This is a genomic window from Bradyrhizobium sp. I71 (assembly GCF_022354745.1).
GTDB lineage: Bacteria > Pseudomonadota > Alphaproteobacteria > Rhizobiales > Xanthobacteraceae > Bradyrhizobium > Bradyrhizobium liaoningense.
This window is the reverse complement of sequence record NZ_CP059398.1, coordinates 4,829,193-4,844,058: the sequence shown is the minus strand read 5'-3', so window position 1 is coordinate 4,844,058 and position 14,866 is coordinate 4,829,193. Positions and strand designations below refer to the sequence as shown.

At 62.8% G+C, this 14,866-nt stretch carries 15 protein-coding genes and 1 pseudogene; 6 read left to right on the top strand and 10 right to left on the bottom strand.

From position 1 onward, the window contains the following. Nucleotides 1-39: 39 nt before the first annotated feature. The gene (locus FJV43_RS23425; RefSeq protein ID WP_061880466.1) at nt 40-384 is read right to left on the bottom strand and encodes a hypothetical protein; all 345 of its coding nucleotides are present in this window, start codon (nt 382-384) and stop codon (nt 40-42) included. On the opposite strand from FJV43_RS23425, the gene FJV43_RS23420 reads away from it, so the two are divergent. Beyond that, nucleotides 383-1,390 (top strand): RluA family pseudouridine synthase, encoded by a 1,008-nt coding sequence (locus tag FJV43_RS23420; RefSeq protein ID WP_239621451.1) that lies wholly within the window; start codon nt 383-385, stop codon nt 1,388-1,390. The two genes, FJV43_RS23425 and FJV43_RS23420, sit on opposite strands and share 2 nt — an antisense overlap. Before the next feature lie 219 nt (nt 1,391-1,609). Beyond that, a complete protein-coding gene (rpoH, locus tag FJV43_RS23415; protein ID WP_061880464.1) occupies nt 1,610-2,509 on the top strand; it encodes an RNA polymerase sigma factor RpoH in 900 nt (299 codons plus the stop codon). A gap of 256 nt (nt 2,510-2,765) precedes the next feature. Here the strand turns inward: rpoH and FJV43_RS23410 are convergent, their stop codons facing one another. The 4 genes from FJV43_RS23410 to FJV43_RS23395 all read right to left on the bottom strand — a co-directional run bounded on the left by FJV43_RS23410 (nt 2,766) and on the right by FJV43_RS23395 (nt 6,434). Then, nucleotides 2,766-3,392, bottom strand: coding sequence for an N-acetylmuramoyl-L-alanine amidase (locus FJV43_RS23410; protein ID WP_239621449.1), 627 nt, complete (start codon nt 3,390-3,392; stop codon nt 2,766-2,768). A 136-nt stretch (nt 3,393-3,528) separates the two neighbouring features. After that, nucleotides 3,529-4,731 carry a GGDEF domain-containing protein gene (locus FJV43_RS23405; protein WP_239621447.1) on the bottom strand — a complete coding sequence of 401 codons (1,203 nt, stop codon included), beginning with the start codon at nt 4,729-4,731 and terminating at the stop codon, nt 3,529-3,531. A gap of 660 nt (nt 4,732-5,391) precedes the next feature. Next, on the bottom strand, nt 5,392-6,003 hold the full coding sequence (locus FJV43_RS23400) for a LysE family translocator (RefSeq protein ID WP_239621445.1): 612 nt from the start codon (nt 6,001-6,003) through the stop codon (nt 5,392-5,394). A gap of 56 nt (nt 6,004-6,059) precedes the next feature. Beyond that, nucleotides 6,060-6,434 carry a response regulator gene (locus FJV43_RS23395; RefSeq protein WP_239621443.1) on the bottom strand — a complete coding sequence of 125 codons (375 nt, stop codon included), beginning with the start codon at nt 6,432-6,434 and terminating at the stop codon, nt 6,060-6,062. A 121-nt stretch (nt 6,435-6,555) separates the two neighbouring features. On the opposite strand from FJV43_RS23395, the gene FJV43_RS23390 reads away from it, so the two are divergent. Next, a complete protein-coding gene (locus tag FJV43_RS23390; protein ID WP_239621441.1) occupies nt 6,556-7,386 on the top strand; it encodes an SDR family NAD(P)-dependent oxidoreductase in 831 nt (276 codons plus the stop codon). 182 nt (nt 7,387-7,568) lie between these two features. Here the strand turns inward: FJV43_RS23390 and FJV43_RS23385 are convergent, their stop codons facing one another. Then, on the bottom strand, nt 7,569-8,375 hold the full coding sequence (locus FJV43_RS23385; protein WP_239621435.1) for a lytic murein transglycosylase: 807 nt from the start codon (nt 8,373-8,375) through the stop codon (nt 7,569-7,571). A gap of 158 nt (nt 8,376-8,533) precedes the next feature. Between FJV43_RS23385 and FJV43_RS23380 the strand changes: the two genes are divergently transcribed. From FJV43_RS23380 to FJV43_RS23370, 3 genes are all read left to right on the top strand, one after another. After that, a complete protein-coding gene (locus FJV43_RS23380; RefSeq protein ID WP_239621433.1) occupies nt 8,534-9,058 on the top strand; it encodes a hypothetical protein in 525 nt (174 codons plus the stop codon). A 117-nt stretch (nt 9,059-9,175) separates the two neighbouring features. Continuing rightward, complete coding sequence (locus tag FJV43_RS23375; protein ID WP_239629561.1) at nt 9,176-9,514, top strand: hypothetical protein; 339 nt, start codon at nt 9,176-9,178, stop codon at nt 9,512-9,514. A 500-nt stretch (nt 9,515-10,014) separates the two neighbouring features. Beyond that, complete coding sequence (locus FJV43_RS23370; RefSeq protein ID WP_239621431.1) at nt 10,015-10,251, top strand: hypothetical protein; 237 nt, start codon at nt 10,015-10,017, stop codon at nt 10,249-10,251. An 18-nt stretch (nt 10,252-10,269) separates the two neighbouring features. Here the strand turns inward: FJV43_RS23370 and FJV43_RS23365 are convergent. From FJV43_RS23365 to rpoD, 4 genes and pseudogenes are all read right to left on the bottom strand, one after another. Continuing rightward, nucleotides 10,270-10,644, bottom strand: a pseudogene (locus FJV43_RS23365) (DCC1-like thiol-disulfide oxidoreductase family protein). Next, complete coding sequence (locus FJV43_RS23360; protein ID WP_239621429.1) at nt 10,644-11,228, bottom strand: HEPN domain-containing protein; 585 nt, start codon at nt 11,226-11,228, stop codon at nt 10,644-10,646. Before FJV43_RS23360 ends, FJV43_RS23365 begins: the two are co-directional and overlap by 1 nt. Before the next feature lie 12 nt (nt 11,229-11,240). Further along, a complete protein-coding gene (locus FJV43_RS23355; RefSeq protein WP_239621427.1) occupies nt 11,241-12,422 on the bottom strand; it encodes a DUF262 domain-containing protein in 1,182 nt (393 codons plus the stop codon). 119 nt (nt 12,423-12,541) lie between these two features. After that, nucleotides 12,542-14,686, bottom strand: a complete 2,145-nt coding sequence (rpoD, locus tag FJV43_RS23350; protein WP_239621425.1) for an RNA polymerase sigma factor RpoD — start codon at nt 14,684-14,686, stop codon at nt 12,542-12,544. Between the last annotated feature and the right edge of the window lie 180 nt (nt 14,687-14,866).

The window sequence follows — 14,866 nt, the reverse complement described above, 5'->3', positions numbered from 1 at the left end:
CCTCGAAATTTGTCCGCCGCAAGGACCCCGACGGGCCTTTTACGGCTCGTTGGCAAATTTCAGCTTTCCGGCCGGCTTCAGGGTGTGGGCGTCGAAGGTGCGGATCTCGGTGATGCCGCCGACGTCCAGCGTGACCACGAGGCGGTCGCCGGCGACGCCGGTCGAGACGATCCTGGCGCCCTTCGGCAGGGTGGCGATGACGTCGCCCACCGGTTCGGGCGCCCTTCCCTCGGACTTGAAAAGGCGGTAGCCCACCGCGATCAGCACGGCGCAGATCGCCAGCGCCGTGGTCAACCCCGCGATCAGCATCATCCGCCGCACCCGCGCGAACAGCGCGGCCTGCTCGGGGGTCGGTTCGGGAACAGCGGTATCAGACGTCGTCATGGAAAGCTCTGGGTCTGCGCAAAGGTTGGAGGTCGTGGTCGCCGGCGACGAGGGCTCGGCCCGGCTCGACCGCGTGCTGGCGGCGCGCCGGCCGGAGCTGTCGCGATCGAGGCTGAAGGCCCTGATCCTGGCGGGCGCAGTGCACCTGAAGGCCTCCGCGGTCCGCGACCCCGCTTATCACGTCAATCCCGGCGATACGATCATAATCGACGTGCCGGAGGCGGCGCCCGCCGAGCCCAAGGGGGAGGAGATCGCCCTCGATATCGTGTTCGAGGACGACGACATCATCGTCATCAACAAGCCGAAAGGGCTGGTCGTGCATCCGGCGGCAGGCCACGAGACCGGCACCCTGGTGAACGCGCTGATCGCCCATTGCGGCGCCTCGCTGTCGGGCATCGGCGGGGTGCGCCGGCCCGGCATCGTGCACCGGCTCGACAAGGACACGACCGGGCTGATGGTGGTCGCCAAGAACGACCTGGCGCATGCCTCGCTATCGGCCCAATTCGCCGATCACGGCCGCACCGGCGAGATGCGGCGCGGCTACATGGCCTTTGCCTGGGGGGTGCCGAACCGGCATCGCGGCACGGTGGACGCGCCGATCGATCGCCACCCGCATGCGCGCGAGAAGATGGCGGTGCGCCAGGGCGGCCGCGAGGCGGTGACGCATTGGGAGATCCTGGAGAGCTTTGCCGGGCGCGATGGAAAGCCGGTCGCCGCCCTGCTCGCCTGCGAGCTCGAGACCGGCCGCACCCATCAGATCCGCGTCCACCTCGCTCATATCGGCCACCCCCTGATGGGGGATGCCGTCTATGGCCCGCATTTCAAGACCAAGGCCAACCAGCTCGGCCCTGAGGCGCAGGCCGCTTTGGCGACGCTGGGGAGGCAGGCCCTACATGCTTACCTGCTGGTATTGGAGCACCCGAGGACAGGAGAATTACTCCACTGGGAGGCGCCTCTGCCGGAGGATTTGCTTCTCCTCGAACGCGCCCTCAAAGCGGCGCTATGACGCAGGCCGCTTCAGAAAGCCTTTACATTACAAAAAGTTATAGCTGCCACACGGGGACGTGACGTCAGCAATCCTTCCCTTTTCGACCCCCGATGAGGTATATTGCGTCTGCGTTGAAATGACCAACGCGGAACATCGCAGCTACGACCGGCTTTAACACAGCGGTCGTCTGCCTGGCCCGCCGCTATCGGGGGCCTGAACCTTTTTGGAGGGCGCACTATGGCCCGTACCGCTGCTTTGCCGGTCCTCAATGGAGAATCCGGCCTTTCTCGCTACCTCGCCGAGATCCGCAAGTTTCCGATGCTGGAGCCCCAGCAGGAATACATGCTCGCCAAGCGTTGGCGCGAGCATGACGATCGCGACGCGGCGCACCAACTCGTCACCAGCCACCTCCGCCTCGTGGCCAAGATCGCCATGGGCTATCGCGGCTACGGCCTGCCGATCTCCGAGGTCGTCTCGGAAGGCAATGTCGGCCTGATGCAGGCGGTGAAGCGTTTCGAACCCGAGAAGGGGTTCCGTCTCGCCACCTACGCCATGTGGTGGATCAAGGCGTCGATTCAAGAGTACATCCTGCGTTCCTGGTCGCTCGTGAAGATGGGCACCACCGCGAACCAGAAGAAGCTGTTCTTCAACCTGCGCAAGGCGAAGAGCAAGATCAACGCGCTGGACGAGGGCGATCTCCGCCCCGACCAGGTGAAGATGATTGCCAAGCGCCTCGGCGTCACCGATCAGGACGTGATCGACATGAACCGCCGCCTCGGTGGCGACGCGTCGCTCAACGCTCCGATCCGCGACGACGGCGAAGCCGGCGAATGGCAGGACTGGCTGGTCGACAACACGCCCAACCAGGAAGCCATGATGGCGGAGCACGAGGAATATGATCACCGCCGTGACGCGCTGAACGGCGCCATGGGCGTGCTGAACCCGCGCGAACGCCGCATCTTCGAGGCCCGCCGCCTCGCCGATGAGCCGATGACGCTGGAGGACCTTGCCGCCGAATTCGGCGTCTCGCGCGAGCGCGTCCGCCAGATCGAGGTCCGCGCCTTCGAGAAGGTGCAGTCCGCGGTCAAGGGCACGATCGCAAGGCAGGAACAGGCCGCACTGGAAGCCGCGCATTAAGCGGGCTCTCGCCGCGGAGACGGATTGGCGGATCGAAAGAGAGAAAAAGCCGGCGGCAACGCCGGCTTTTTTGTTTGTGTGACGCGCTTTTGTTTGTGTGACGCGCTTGTTCGGCTGGATGGCGCAGGCGGTGCAAGCTCCGCTGTCATTCCGGGGCGCGCGGAGCGCGAGCCCGGAATCCCTGGGTCGCAGAGTTGGCGGATCAATGGATTCCGGGCTCGCGCCAAGAGGCGCGTCCCGGAATGACGGCTGAGACCTACTCCCCCCACTCCCTTGCCATCGTCGCGAGCGAGCAGCCTTCGCAATAGCGGGCGTCCTTGTAGTCGATCCAGTTGTGCGCATAGACGCGGTCGAGCGGGATGTCGTAACGCGCGCGCAGCACCTTCACGAGGATCTTCCACGCCGCGACCTGGGCTTCGGTCGGGCCCGCCGTCACGTCGGGATAATTGCCGGCGAACTCCACGCCGATCGAATTGTCGCGCACCACCTGGCGGTAGGTCGAGCGGTTGTCGATGTATTTGTTGTCGTTGCGGTTGGCGCCGTCGCCATGGGTCGGCACCAGATTCTCGGCGACCGCCCAATAGACCGTGCCGTCGGTCTCGACCCAGACCGTAACGCCGCGCCGTGTCGGGTGCTTCGCCTGCGCTTGCGCGCCGCCGCGCGCCGAGCCCGCCGGTCCCTCGGTCTGGTGCACGATGATGTTGCGCCAGGGCTTTGCGTTGCGGACATCGCCCCACGGCGCCAGCCAGACGATCTTCAAGCCGGGAATGTCGGGCGTGCCGGAGGCGCGCGCGAGCTTTGCGAGCTCGGCATCGGTGGCGGCGGCAGGAGCGATCAGAAGGAGAGCGGCGAAAACGGCCGCGGGCAGGCGAAACATCATCATGCGAGGTCCAATGCGGCCCAAGCCTACAGCATGATGCGAACAAGTGTGCAGCGGTTTTCCGCCAAAGATCATGCTCAAACAAACAAGCCGAAGCGCGATGGCGATTCATCCTGATCGCGTCGCGCCTTGACAGGCTTTACGCGAATTTCCTCAACGCCTCGACCGTCTCCGGCGAAAGCGGCGGGGCGGGATCATGGATCGCGAAATCGTTCTTGCCGTTCTTCTTGGCGGCATAGAGGGCATGGTCGGCATTGGCCATCAGGCGATCCGGGAATTTCCCGATGTCGCGGTCCCACTGCGCGACCCCGATCGAGATCGCGATCGGAATGTCGCTGCCGGTGCAGGTGGCGGCATCCTGACGGCAGACCTCGATCACGCGGCGGGCGATCGCGGCCGCCTCGCGCAAGGACGAGGACGGCAGCACGACGCAGAACTCGTCGCCGCCGGTGCGGGCGAGCATGTCGCCGGGCCGGAGGCGCGTCTGCGCCATCAGGGTGAAGTGCTTCAGGCAGGCATCGCCGGCGGCATGGCCATGGGTGTCGTTGATGGTCTTGAAGCCGTCGAGATCGATCAGCAATAGCGCAAACGGCGCGCCAGAGCGCTCCGAGCGGGCACATTCCTCGGTCAGACGCTGCAGCAGGTGCCGCCGGTTCGCGACGCCGGTGAGATCGTCGAGCAGCGCGAGGTCGGCAACCTCGTTGCGCAAGCGATCGATCGCCATCAGCAGGAAACCGAAATTGAGCGTCATCGACAGGAACAGCAGCACCAGAACCAGGAAGCCATGGACCTGACCGGCGCCCTGCGCCGAGAAGTCGTAGCCGAACAGGTTGCCCGCCGTTCGCACCGCGAACATCCCGATGACGGCGATAATGACGATAGCGGACAGCCGCGCCCCGGGGCTGGCGCGACCTTCAGGCGGCGACAGCAACAAAGGTAACGCCAGCACCAGCGGCACGGCCTGGCCGAGCGTGTAGCTCGCCATGCGCAGCAGCATGTGATCGACGACGAACAGGAACACCACGATGCCGGCGAGGCTCAGCATCGTCGTTGCCGCCATCAGACGCCACGACACCGGCCGGTCGTAGAAGCGCTGGATGCCCATGGCGGCGAGGCAGCAGGCCATGATGATGCCGACGGCGCCGGCCACGGTTGGCACGGCAGAGTCGATGAACAGGCGCAGCAGCGCGGTCGTCGCGCCGGCCGAGCCGACGAAAGCGGATCCCATCCAGAACCGCGCCGCCATGAATTTCGGATAGGAACGCGCTACATAGGCCCAGATTAGCCCGAGCGCGAGAAAGTTGACGATGAACACCGTCCAAAGTGTCGGCACGCTCAGCATGACGGCCGCAGGACGCGCAGCAGCCCGCCCTCTCCGTTTGGCAAAACTCCGTCCATCACCGCCCCCGGGTTCTTGCGGAGGACCATGCGCCCGGCGCGCTTAATGGAGTCTCACCGCAATCGCGTAAACTCGGGCATTGGTTTTGGATTGATGAATCCGCGAACGGATTGCGGCATCGTTAATCAAGCCTTGCCGCGGAGGAGCGGGCTGCGCCGCGGAAGCCCTGTGAGGCGGATTCGCGGCCAAAAATCACCCGAAAATGCATCTGAGCTGTGGATAACGCAATGACGGAGATATGACAGCGCGGGGCAGCCGGCTCCGAATCTGCTGAGTTTGTCATCGAGGATGTTGCGAGGCTGGCCCTCCGCCGAGCATCCCTCGTGTCGCGTTCCACCATTAACCCTTGAGAGGATACTATGGCTAAGAAAGCGAAGAAGGCGGCGAAGAAGAAGGCGAAAAAGGCCAAGAAGGCGAAGAAGAAGTAACGAGGCTTCTGTTTCTTTGCCCGGGTGGAGTCTCGCTCCGCCCGGGCGTCGGGTCGGATCGGGCGGGTTTGAAGGCGGCGGGCGCAAGGCCCGCTTTTTTATTAGGTGGATGTTCGAGGCGCTTTGCCCGGGGAGAAGCCCGGGCATGACCACCTTTCGAGACGTGAAGAAGAACCTACCGCTCCGAAAACGCGAGCCTGGCGCCGAGCGCGGCAAATCCCGCGGCGAAGCTCCGCCGCAGCCAGGCCATGACGCGGGGGCGGGAGATGACGCGCTCGCGCACCGAGGCGGCGCACAGGCCGTAGAGGACGAACACCGCGAACGTCATCGCCATGAAGGCGCCGCTCAATTCCAGCATGCGCGCCAGCACATGGGCCTCGTCCGCCGCAATGAACTGCGGCAGGAAGGCGAGGAAGAAGATCGACAGTTTCGGATTGAGGATGTTGATCAGGAAGCCGGTGACGATGACGCGGCCGCTCGACCGCTCCTTGATCTCGCCGTCAACCGCGAGCGTCCCCGTCTCGCGCAGCGCCTGCCAGGACATATAGAGCAGATAGGCGACGCCGCACCATTTCAGCACGGCGAAGGCGAGCGCGCTGGTGTGGAGCACGGCGGCAAGGCCGAGCATCGCCGCCACCATGTGCGGCACGATGCCGAGCGTGCAGCCGAAGGCGGCCGCCATGCTGGCCCGCGAGCCGCGGGTCAGCGCCGAGGCGAGCGTGTAGAGCACGCCGGTGCCGGGCGATGCGACGACGATGAGCGAGGTGAGCAGGAAGGACAAGGTCATGAGCGGACCTTACCACCGCGGCTCGCGGCGAGAAAGCGAGCCCGCGGGGGGAGCCGTCAGGACAGCTGAGCGATCTCCGCCTCGCGCAGCACGTCGAGCGGCGCCCAGGGTTTGGCCCAGAACTTGGCGCCATCGGGCAAGGGCTGCTTCAAGGGGCGGCCGGAGGTGACGACGACGTCGAGGTTCGGATTGCGGTGCTTGGCGACATGCGCGAGCTCGACGCCGTCCATGCGGCCGGCAAGCTGGACGTCGGTCAGCATCAGACAGAGCGCGCCGGCGCTCTTGTCGAGGACGCGCTCGGCGGCCTCCGCGCTTTCGCACTGGATGACCTGGTAGCCGCTTTCTTCCAGGAGAACGCAAAGCATCTCCCGCTGCATGGCGTCGTCTTCAACGATCAGCGCTGTCGCGCGAAACGGCTCTGCTTGTCCCATCGGCGGCTCCCAATGCATGCCTCCATGACGCATGTTAAAAACCGAGGCCGGCAACGGTTCGGTTTCATTTCAAAAAAAAGTAACTCATAGTTCCACGATCGGGGACTTGACGGGGGAGTTCATGACGACGATTCGGGGGGCGGCCGCCATCACGGGAGCGGCGAGCGGCATCGGCAGGGCGCTGGCCCTCGAGCTGGCGCAGCGCGGCTGCGATCTCGCGCTGGCCGATCGCGACGAGGCCGGATTGAAGGCGCTCGCCGCGGAGATCGGAACAACGCGGAAGGTCAGCGTGCATCGCATCGACGTCGGCGAGCCCGCCGACATCGTGCGGTTCGCGAGCGAGGCGACCACCGCGCATCCCGCCCTCGGCATCGTCGTCAACAATGCCGGCGTGGCGCTCATGGGCTCGTTCGAGGAGATCGACCAGGCGCAGATGAACTGGTTGTTCGACATCAATTTCTGGGGCGTGGTGCACGGCACGCGCGCTTTCCTGCCGCATCTGAAGACGCTGGCAGAGGCGCACATCGTCAATCTCTCCTCGATCTTCGGCATCATCGCGCCGCCGGGGCAAGCGGCCTATGCGGCGGCAAAGTTCGCGGTGCGCGGCTTCTCCGAGAGCCTGCGGCATGAGCTTTCGGCGGCAGGAAGCCCGGTGAAGCTGTCGGTGGTCCATCCCGGCGGCGTCGCCACCGCGATCGCGCGCAACGCGCGCACCGGGGTCGGCGTCACCGACAATGCCCGCCGCGCGCAATCGATCGAGCGGTTCGAGAACGCAGCGAAGACCACGCCGAAGGATGCCGCGCTGCGCATCATCAGGGGCATCGAGAACAACGAGCCGCGCATCCTGATCGGCAACGACGCCCGCTTCATGGACCTGTTGCAGCGCTTCCGCCCGGGAACGTACTGGGCGCCGCTGCAGCGGCGGCTGGAGAAGATGGCGAAGGGGACGTAAGTCAGGGACGTGATGGCGACGCGGCGAGTTCCGCTGACATTCCCCGCGCAGGCGGGGAATCCAGTACGCCGCGGCTCATCGAGTGAACCACGACTGCCTCGGCGTACTGGATCGCCCGGTCAAGCCGGGCGATGGCACCGCGTGTGGTGCGTGAGTGCGCGTTGCTTCTCGAAGTGCTTCCCTCACTGCCCCGCCAGCCGATCGGCGAAATACCCGATCGTCTTGCGATAGACCACCGCCCTGTTCCACTCCCGCATCGCCTCGAAATTCGGCGTGCCTTCATCATAGGGCTGGCCCATCTTGAAGCCGTTGGTGTGCAGGAGGTTCGCGGTCGAGGCGAGCACATCGGGGACGCTGTGGCGGAGATCGACGTGGCCGTCGCCGTCGAAATCGACGCCGTACTTGATGTAGGACGACGGCAGGAACTGGGTCTGGCCGATCTCGCCGGCATAGGCGCCGATGAGGTCGCGCAGCGGCAGGTCGCCGCGCTGCACGATCTTGAGCGCGGCGAGCAGTTCGCCCTGGAACAGGTCGGTGCGGCGGCAATCATGCGCGAGCGTCGCCAGCGTGCGGACCACCGGCAGCTTTCCGGTGTCGCCCTTGCCGAAATCGCTCTCCAGCCCCCAGATCGCGACCAGGATATGGCGGGGCACGCCGAACTGCTGCTCGATGCGGGAGAGCAGCGCAGCGTGACGCTGGAGCATCGCGCGGCCGCCATTGATGCGGCCGGGGCCGACACGGGTCGAGACGTACTGCTCGAAGCTCTTCTTGAAGGTGTAGCGCTGGCGCCGGTCGAAGGCGAGCACGGCAGCGTCCTGGGTCACGCCGCCGAGCGCCGCATTGGTCACGCCCGTCGAGACGCCGGCGGCCTGGGCTTCCTGCGCCATGCTGGCGACGAAACTGTCGAAATCGCCGCCGCAACGGGCGGCCTGCGCCGACCCGCCGGTCAGACAGACGACGACGGCGGCGGCGAGAAGCGGTCTCAGCATGTGCAGCAGTTCCCCAGATTCCTTGCGCGAAGCAGCTGGCGATCATGCCCGGGAACACAGCGAGCGTCAAAGCGCAGGACCTTGAAGCGCAAGGCTTGATCCGCATCAAACCATCTCACGCCGTGCTTTCTAGATTGAGGCAAACAGGAGAACCGCACATGACCGGAATCACCTTGACCGCCGAGCAGATCCGCAATGCCCCCGCCCCGGTGCGGCAATGGATCGAGCAGGAGGTGATCGCCACACTCGGGCTGGCGCCACGGACACCGGAGGCCGCGCCGCCGCCACAGGCGGCCCATCTCGTCGCCTGCAGCGTGGAAGAGATGGCCGGCGTGCTCGAGCACATCCGCGGCGTGCTTCCTGCGGTGAACGTGCTGTTCGAGCTCGGCCGCCCCGGCATCAGCTTCGGCCGTCCCGCGGTGATGACGTTCCGCCTGATGGACATCCTGCATCACACGCGCCTGCAGGACATCGGCCAGGTGATGACGTGCCTTGAGATGATCAACCAGGCGCTGACCGAAGTGAAGAAGGACCCATCGGTTCGGTTCTGCGGCTTCGACAATGAGGGGCACTGCCTGATCGCGCCGCAGACGCAGGTGAGCATCGCAACGCTGTGGCAGACCATGATGGAGCGGCAGCAAGCGGCGCAGGAGTCGGGCAGTCGGATCGCGCCGGCGGCGTGAGGTGGATAGTATCGCCAAGACCACTGCTCGTCATTCCGGGGCGAGAGTTGGCGCTACAATGCCGATGCCTGAGCAACCGTCAGTCACTGCATCAAAGCCAGCATGAAGCGATCATCCATGGCCGACCACCAGCCTCAATCAACCCGCGCCCTCCTCCGCATCCCGCTGTTCCGCCTGCTCGCCATCAACCTCGCGATCGGCGCCTGCGCGGCCGCGCTGCTGGTCGGCGGCCTGCTCTGGCTCAATCCCGGACATCTGCGCGAGCTGATCTTCGCCGACCGTGCGCCCGGCGTGGCGCTTCTCCTGCTGCTCGCCTCCTTCCTCATCACCTTCGGCTCGGCCGCGATGGGCAGCGCGATCATGGCGCAGGGGCGCAAGGAGGACACCGACAAGGGTGGCGGCCACGGGTCGCGACTCGCCCTGCAGGAATTGACGCAGCGCACACACACGCATTGAGATACGCGCCGGGAGGATGGCACCGGCCTTGCTTTGCGATCACAGAGCACGCAAGCGGGAATACGTGCAGGCCAACGCACGTTCCTACAGAGCGCGTTGCTCTCGCAGGGTCGCAACAGCAAGCGAGATGAACAAATGATTTGGCAGCCCAAACCATGTCTCGATGTATGCCCACGTCGCACATCGGAACAAACGCATATCTGATGCGCTCGCTGCGACATCGACACCACCACGATTTGCCTTGCCATCGCAGCGCGCCTTCTATAATCTTCTATTTTAAGTTGTCGCCCTGCCAGCCCCGGGCGACGGTGAGACCAAGATAAACGGCGGGCTTCGGGCCCGCCGTTTATTGGAGGCGAAAGTCTCCCCGAAGGGTCGCAGAAGATCCCTGGCTCCCTCTCCGCATCAGGTCCCTTCACAGCCGCGTCAAGCCTGCCGCGTTCGGTTACGGCGGTGGCGAAGTTATTTGACTGTGGCGCGATGATCGACGACAAGCCGCCATGGCCAAGAAACCCGGAACCAATCCCAAAGGCGAATTCGCCTTCTTCAACGTCGTCTATGAAGACGATTCCCAACGCTCCAATCGCCGCGTGCCCGCCGAACTGCTCGGCGGCCTCGACGGCGACGAACCCGCGCGCGGCTTCATCATGGAGCAGGACCGCGTAATCGCCGAAAAGAGCGGCCGCCCGCCGCTGGAGATCAAGCGGCTCGAGCGGGTCGGGGCGAAGAAGAAGTAGGCGGGCACTGGCAGGCACTCACCACCGTCCGCTCCGCTTGGTCCAGGCAAGCAGCAGATCGGCAAACCGGTCATAGAAGAATCGTGTGAACGGCAGCGGTACGCGATTGCTGAGCAGCGCTGCAAGCCACCCCCTGGCGTCAGTCGCCACAGCACAATCGCGACATCCGCGCCAACGATGAGCCGCCCTGCCTCATCGGGTCGCATGCAGCCGCCGCCTGATGTCGTCCAGCGAGGCGCCAAAGTGCGCCAGCGCGTCCGGCTGCTCGTTGATGTCCTTGAACTCGACCATACCCGCACGCACCAGCGCCAGCAGCTTGTTGCATTGCCAGTCGATACCGGCGGCGCAGACGAGGCAGCGAGTGTTGTACCAGACGGTGAGATTAGCCGGCATTACGCGGCGCCAGAATCCATCTTGGCGTTTTCAGGTAGCCCACCATCGGAACGTAACTTCGCTGAAAAGTCACGCAGCGCCTTTGGGACAAAATCAACAAAGATCATGCCGGAGACGTACAAACCAAATATCTCCTCAGCGGTCTTCTCAAGGAAAAAGCTTCCGTAGTCTTGGTGAACGAGCCTGTTGCGCTCTCGACCGATTTCAATGAAGTCGGCAATTGACTTGGTCAGATTCCGATCCTCACGCAGGAATTTGGCCATATGCGCCTTAAAATCTTCTCCAAACATGTTGAAGAACATGTTTGCATTGCTTGAATTCCAATCAAACCACGTGTGATACTGCCGACTAACAGCTTTATTCTTGACCAAACTAGGAATCATCGTATTCCCGCCAGCAACTTCGGCACAGAACGAAATTACATCGGTCGTGATTCGAAACTCAAAATGGCTTGCTGCGCATAGGAGCAGGGTCTTACGAAAATTCTCGTTCAGCGTATTTCTGAAGGAGACCGCATTGTATTGATCCATCATTCCAACGATAGCAGCGTATTCTCCATAAAGCTTATCGACGATCGTGCCCATCTAGTTGGCTACCTACAATGTACTAATCAGCGATCGCGCCCGCTTGAGACGGGTCGCAACATTAGTAGTACGCGTCGTGCCCTCTAGGGAAGCAGCGACAAACTGCTTATCACGCTCGAGTGCCGAGATCTCGTCGGGATCAATTTCACCTTTTGTCACTCGCCTCTTTTTGAAGGCTGCATCGCAAGTCGCCGTGAAGACCGCTTCGAAAAGCGCGATGTTGAATCGATTGTTTTTCGGATTGATAAATGCATCTCTTGGCAACTCATCCGACGCATCAAGGAAAGAAGTGAATAGTTTGTAGAGGTAGTCGTTCTGCTTATCATCATGCCCCTCAGTCATACGAGAGAATTGATTTAGAAAGCGAACCATTGATGGAGCATATTCATCTCCACTGATAAGCATCGCGAGCCCTCGTAAAAGGATCTCGATATCCTTCATATGCAAATCGGGCTCGGGAGAATTTAGAATCTTACGCCAACGCTCATCTGTGTTTACTCGGTAGAGCATGTCGTAGAATTTCGAATGATACATGCTCGTCCGAATTTCCTGCGGACGAAGATTGATGCCTCCTGTATTCAAACGATTGAATACCTCGTACATCGACGAGTCATCATCAACTGGACTATTCTGCTTTACAATAATGTTGCGTATGGGGCGCAGATCAAATTGCGTCTTGTACTCGCCTAGAGTCGAATAGTTTAGACCGTGAAACTTGTTGGTTTGATTAGGAAGCTTCTCCGAAAGCTTCAGCTTAAAGTCGTCGAAGTATTCATCATTGTGCAAAACTTCGTCTGGAATTCTTCCTTCCTTGTCAAAGATCGCCCGGATTTCAACGCGCTTATCTTTTCGAGGAAACTTTCGCTTGATGAAATAATAGATGGACATCAACCGTTGCTGACCATCAATGACCAGGAAACGATTACGAGCCTGCTCGTACAAGAAGAGCTGAGGGACGGGGATGCCAAGTATGAGCGACTCGATGAGCTTGGATGCCCGCACCTGATCCCAAACAAAGTTGCGCTGAAATCCGGGTATTCGAACCGCGCCCGACTCTATGAAATTGAAAAGCGTAGAGACATTGAAATCATTTGGAGTAGCCGTAATGTCGTATTCGTCGATCTGTAGTTCGTCTTCCTCATCGGCATAGTCTTCGAACCACTCCGCCATCGTTCCTCCGGCAAGCTGCCACAATCATTTGTCGCAACTATAGCGCGCATCGCGGAACGAACAATAGAAAAACGGCGGGCCTTCAGCCCGCCGTTTGCGTTTGAATAGATTGCCCGGGTCAGGCCCGGGCATAACGATCCGAATTAGTTGTCCAGGAACGACCGCAGCTTCCGGCTCCTCGACGGATGCTTCAGCTTGCGCAGCGCCTTCGCTTCGATCTGGCGGATGCGTTCGCGCGTCACCGAGAACTGCTGTCCCACTTCTTCCAGCGTGTGGTCGGTGTTCATGCCGATGCCGAAGCGCATGCGCAGGACGCGTTCTTCGCGCGGCGTCAAGGACGCCAGCACGCGCGTCGTGGTCTCGCGCAGGTTGGACTGGATCGCGGCGTCGATGGGCAGGATCGCGTTCTTGTCCTCGATGAAATCGCCGAGATGCGAATCCTCCTCGTCACCGACGGGCGTCTCCAGCGACAGCGGCTCCTTGGCGATCTTGAGGACCTTGCGGACCTTCTCCAGGGGCATGCCGAGCTTCTCGGCGAGCTCTTCCGGGGTCGGCTCGCGGCCGATCTCGTTGAGCATCTGGCGGGACGTGCGCACGATCTTGTTGATCGTCTCGATCATGTGCACGGGGATGCGGATGGTGCGGGCCTGGTCGGCGATCGAGCGGGTGATCGCCTGCCGGATCCACCACGTCGCGTAGGTCGAGAACTTGTAGCCGCGGCGGTACTCGAACTTGTCGACCGCCTTCATCAGGCCGATGTTGCCTTCCTGGATCAGGTCGAGGAACTGCAGGCCGCGGTTGGTGTACTTCTTGGCGATCGAGATCACGAGACGGAGGTTGGCTTCCACCATCTCCTTCTTGGCCTGACGGGCCTCGCGCTCGCCCTTCTGCACGGAGTGCACGATCTTGCGGAACTCGACGATCTCGAGGCCGGTGAGGGCAGCTAGCTGATGCACCTCGTGGCGAAGGTCCTTGATGCGGTCCTTCTCGTGGTGGACGAAATTCTTCCAGCCTTTTGCGGAAAGTTTCGAGACGCGGTTGAGCCAGCGCGGATCGAGCTCCGAGCCGGTGTAGTTGCGCAAGAAGTCCTCGCGCGCGACGCCGTGGCTGTCGGCAAGGCGCATCAGGCGGCCCTCATGCGAGACGAGGCGCTTGTTGATGTCGTAGAGCTGCTCGACGAGCGAGTCGATGCGGGCCTGGTTGAGGCGCAGCGACTTCACCTCGACGATGATCTCGTCCTTCAGCTTCTTGTACTTGCGCTCCTGGTGCGGCGAGAGCGACTCGTTCTGGAGCTGGTTCTGGATGTCCTGCTCCTGAAGCTTGCGCAGCTTCTTGTAGCTGTCGGCGATCTTGTCGAAGATCTCGACCACCTTCGGCTTGAGCTCGGCCTCGATCGCCGCGAGCGACATCTGGTTCTCGAACTCGTCGTCGTCCATGTCGGCTTCGGCGGCGGCCTCGCCCGGATCCTTCTCCTCGCTCGCCTCGGCGCCAGCGGCGGCAGGCGCGGCACGGAACGGGGTCGGCGCCGGCGGCGCCGCAGGCGGCGCCACATGCGCGGGCGCAGCGGTGGAGACGGCCGCGGCCTCGCCGCCCTCGGCCGAAGCTTCACCGGCCTCGCCGCTCGGACCTGCGATCATCGCGGTGTTCATGCCGCCCTTGGCGTCCGGGCCGGCATAGGTCGCTTCGAGATCGATGATGTCGCGCAGGAAGATCTTGCCTTCGTTGAGCTCGTCGCGCCAGATGATGATGGCCTGGAAGGTCAGCGGGCTTTCGCACAGCCCTGCGATCATCGCCTCGCGGCCGGCCTCGATGCGCTTGGCGATCGCGATTTCGCCTTCGCGGGAGAGCAGCTCGACCGTGCCCATCTCGCGCAGATACATGCGCACCGGATCGTCGGTGCGCTCGCCCGGCTCGCTCTTCTTGACCTCGGTGACGGCCTTCTGGGTGACCTCGACGAGTTCGTTATCGGTCTCGTCGTCGGCCTCGTCCTTCTCCTCCTCGCCTTCGGTGTCGTCGGCTTCGGTGACGTTGATGCCCATGTCCGAGAGCATCGACATGATGTCCTCGATCTGTTCGGGCGAGGTCTGGTCGGACGGCAAGACTTCGTTGAGCTGATCGAAGGTCACGAAGCCGCGCTTCTTGGCCTGCTTGATCATCTTCTTCACGGCGGCGTCGGACAGGTCGAGCAAGGGCGAGGGCGCGTCCTGGGAGTCCTTCTCCGGCGCGTCCGCTGCCTTGTCGTCCTTTTCCTTGTCCTTCGCCTGCAGCGTCTTTGCCTTGGTGGCCATCCATTGCTCCTAAACGCGCTTCATGCGAGACGCCCGCCGCGCCTGCCTGAATTCACTTGAACCTGTTGCTCGACGCTCTCGCTTCGGCAGCTCTCGACACGGAAAGGGCGGCGCACAAACCTCTCGCCACCCCCAACTTTCTCTCGCCGGAATTGCCTAACGCTTCGTCAGCCTCTTTGT

Excerpts from the sequence above, each read along its gene's own strand:
- rpoH (WP_061880464.1), top strand. The coding sequence starts at position 1,610 with ATGGCCCGTACCGCTGCTTTGCCGGTCCTCAATGGAGAATCCGGCCTT.
- FJV43_RS23390 (WP_239621441.1), top strand. The coding sequence starts at position 6,556 with ATGACGACGATTCGGGGGGCGGCCGCCATCACGGGAGCGGCGAGCGGC.
- FJV43_RS23385 (WP_239621435.1), bottom strand. The coding sequence starts at position 8,375 with ATGCTGAGACCGCTTCTCGCCGCCGCCGTCGTCGTCTGTCTGACCGGC.
- FJV43_RS23410 (WP_239621449.1), bottom strand. The coding sequence starts at position 3,392 with ATGATGATGTTTCGCCTGCCCGCGGCCGTTTTCGCCGCTCTCCTTCTG.
- FJV43_RS23375 (WP_239629561.1), top strand. The coding sequence starts at position 9,176 with ATGGCCGACCACCAGCCTCAATCAACCCGCGCCCTCCTCCGCATCCCG.
- FJV43_RS23420 (WP_239621451.1), top strand. The coding sequence starts at position 383 with ATGGAAAGCTCTGGGTCTGCGCAAAGGTTGGAGGTCGTGGTCGCCGGC.
- FJV43_RS23405 (WP_239621447.1), bottom strand. The coding sequence starts at position 4,731 with ATGCTGAGCGTGCCGACACTTTGGACGGTGTTCATCGTCAACTTTCTC.
- FJV43_RS23380 (WP_239621433.1), top strand. The coding sequence starts at position 8,534 with ATGACCGGAATCACCTTGACCGCCGAGCAGATCCGCAATGCCCCCGCC.
- FJV43_RS23425 (WP_061880466.1), bottom strand. The coding sequence starts at position 384 with ATGACGACGTCTGATACCGCTGTTCCCGAACCGACCCCCGAGCAGGCC.
- FJV43_RS23395 (WP_239621443.1), bottom strand. The coding sequence starts at position 6,434 with ATGGGACAAGCAGAGCCGTTTCGCGCGACAGCGCTGATCGTTGAAGAC.
- FJV43_RS23360 (WP_239621429.1), bottom strand. The coding sequence starts at position 11,228 with ATGGGCACGATCGTCGATAAGCTTTATGGAGAATACGCTGCTATCGTT.
- FJV43_RS23370 (WP_239621431.1), top strand. The coding sequence starts at position 10,015 with ATGGCCAAGAAACCCGGAACCAATCCCAAAGGCGAATTCGCCTTCTTC.
- FJV43_RS23400 (WP_239621445.1), bottom strand. The coding sequence starts at position 6,003 with ATGACCTTGTCCTTCCTGCTCACCTCGCTCATCGTCGTCGCATCGCCC.
- rpoD (WP_239621425.1), bottom strand. The coding sequence starts at position 14,686 with ATGGCCACCAAGGCAAAGACGCTGCAGGCGAAGGACAAGGAAAAGGAC.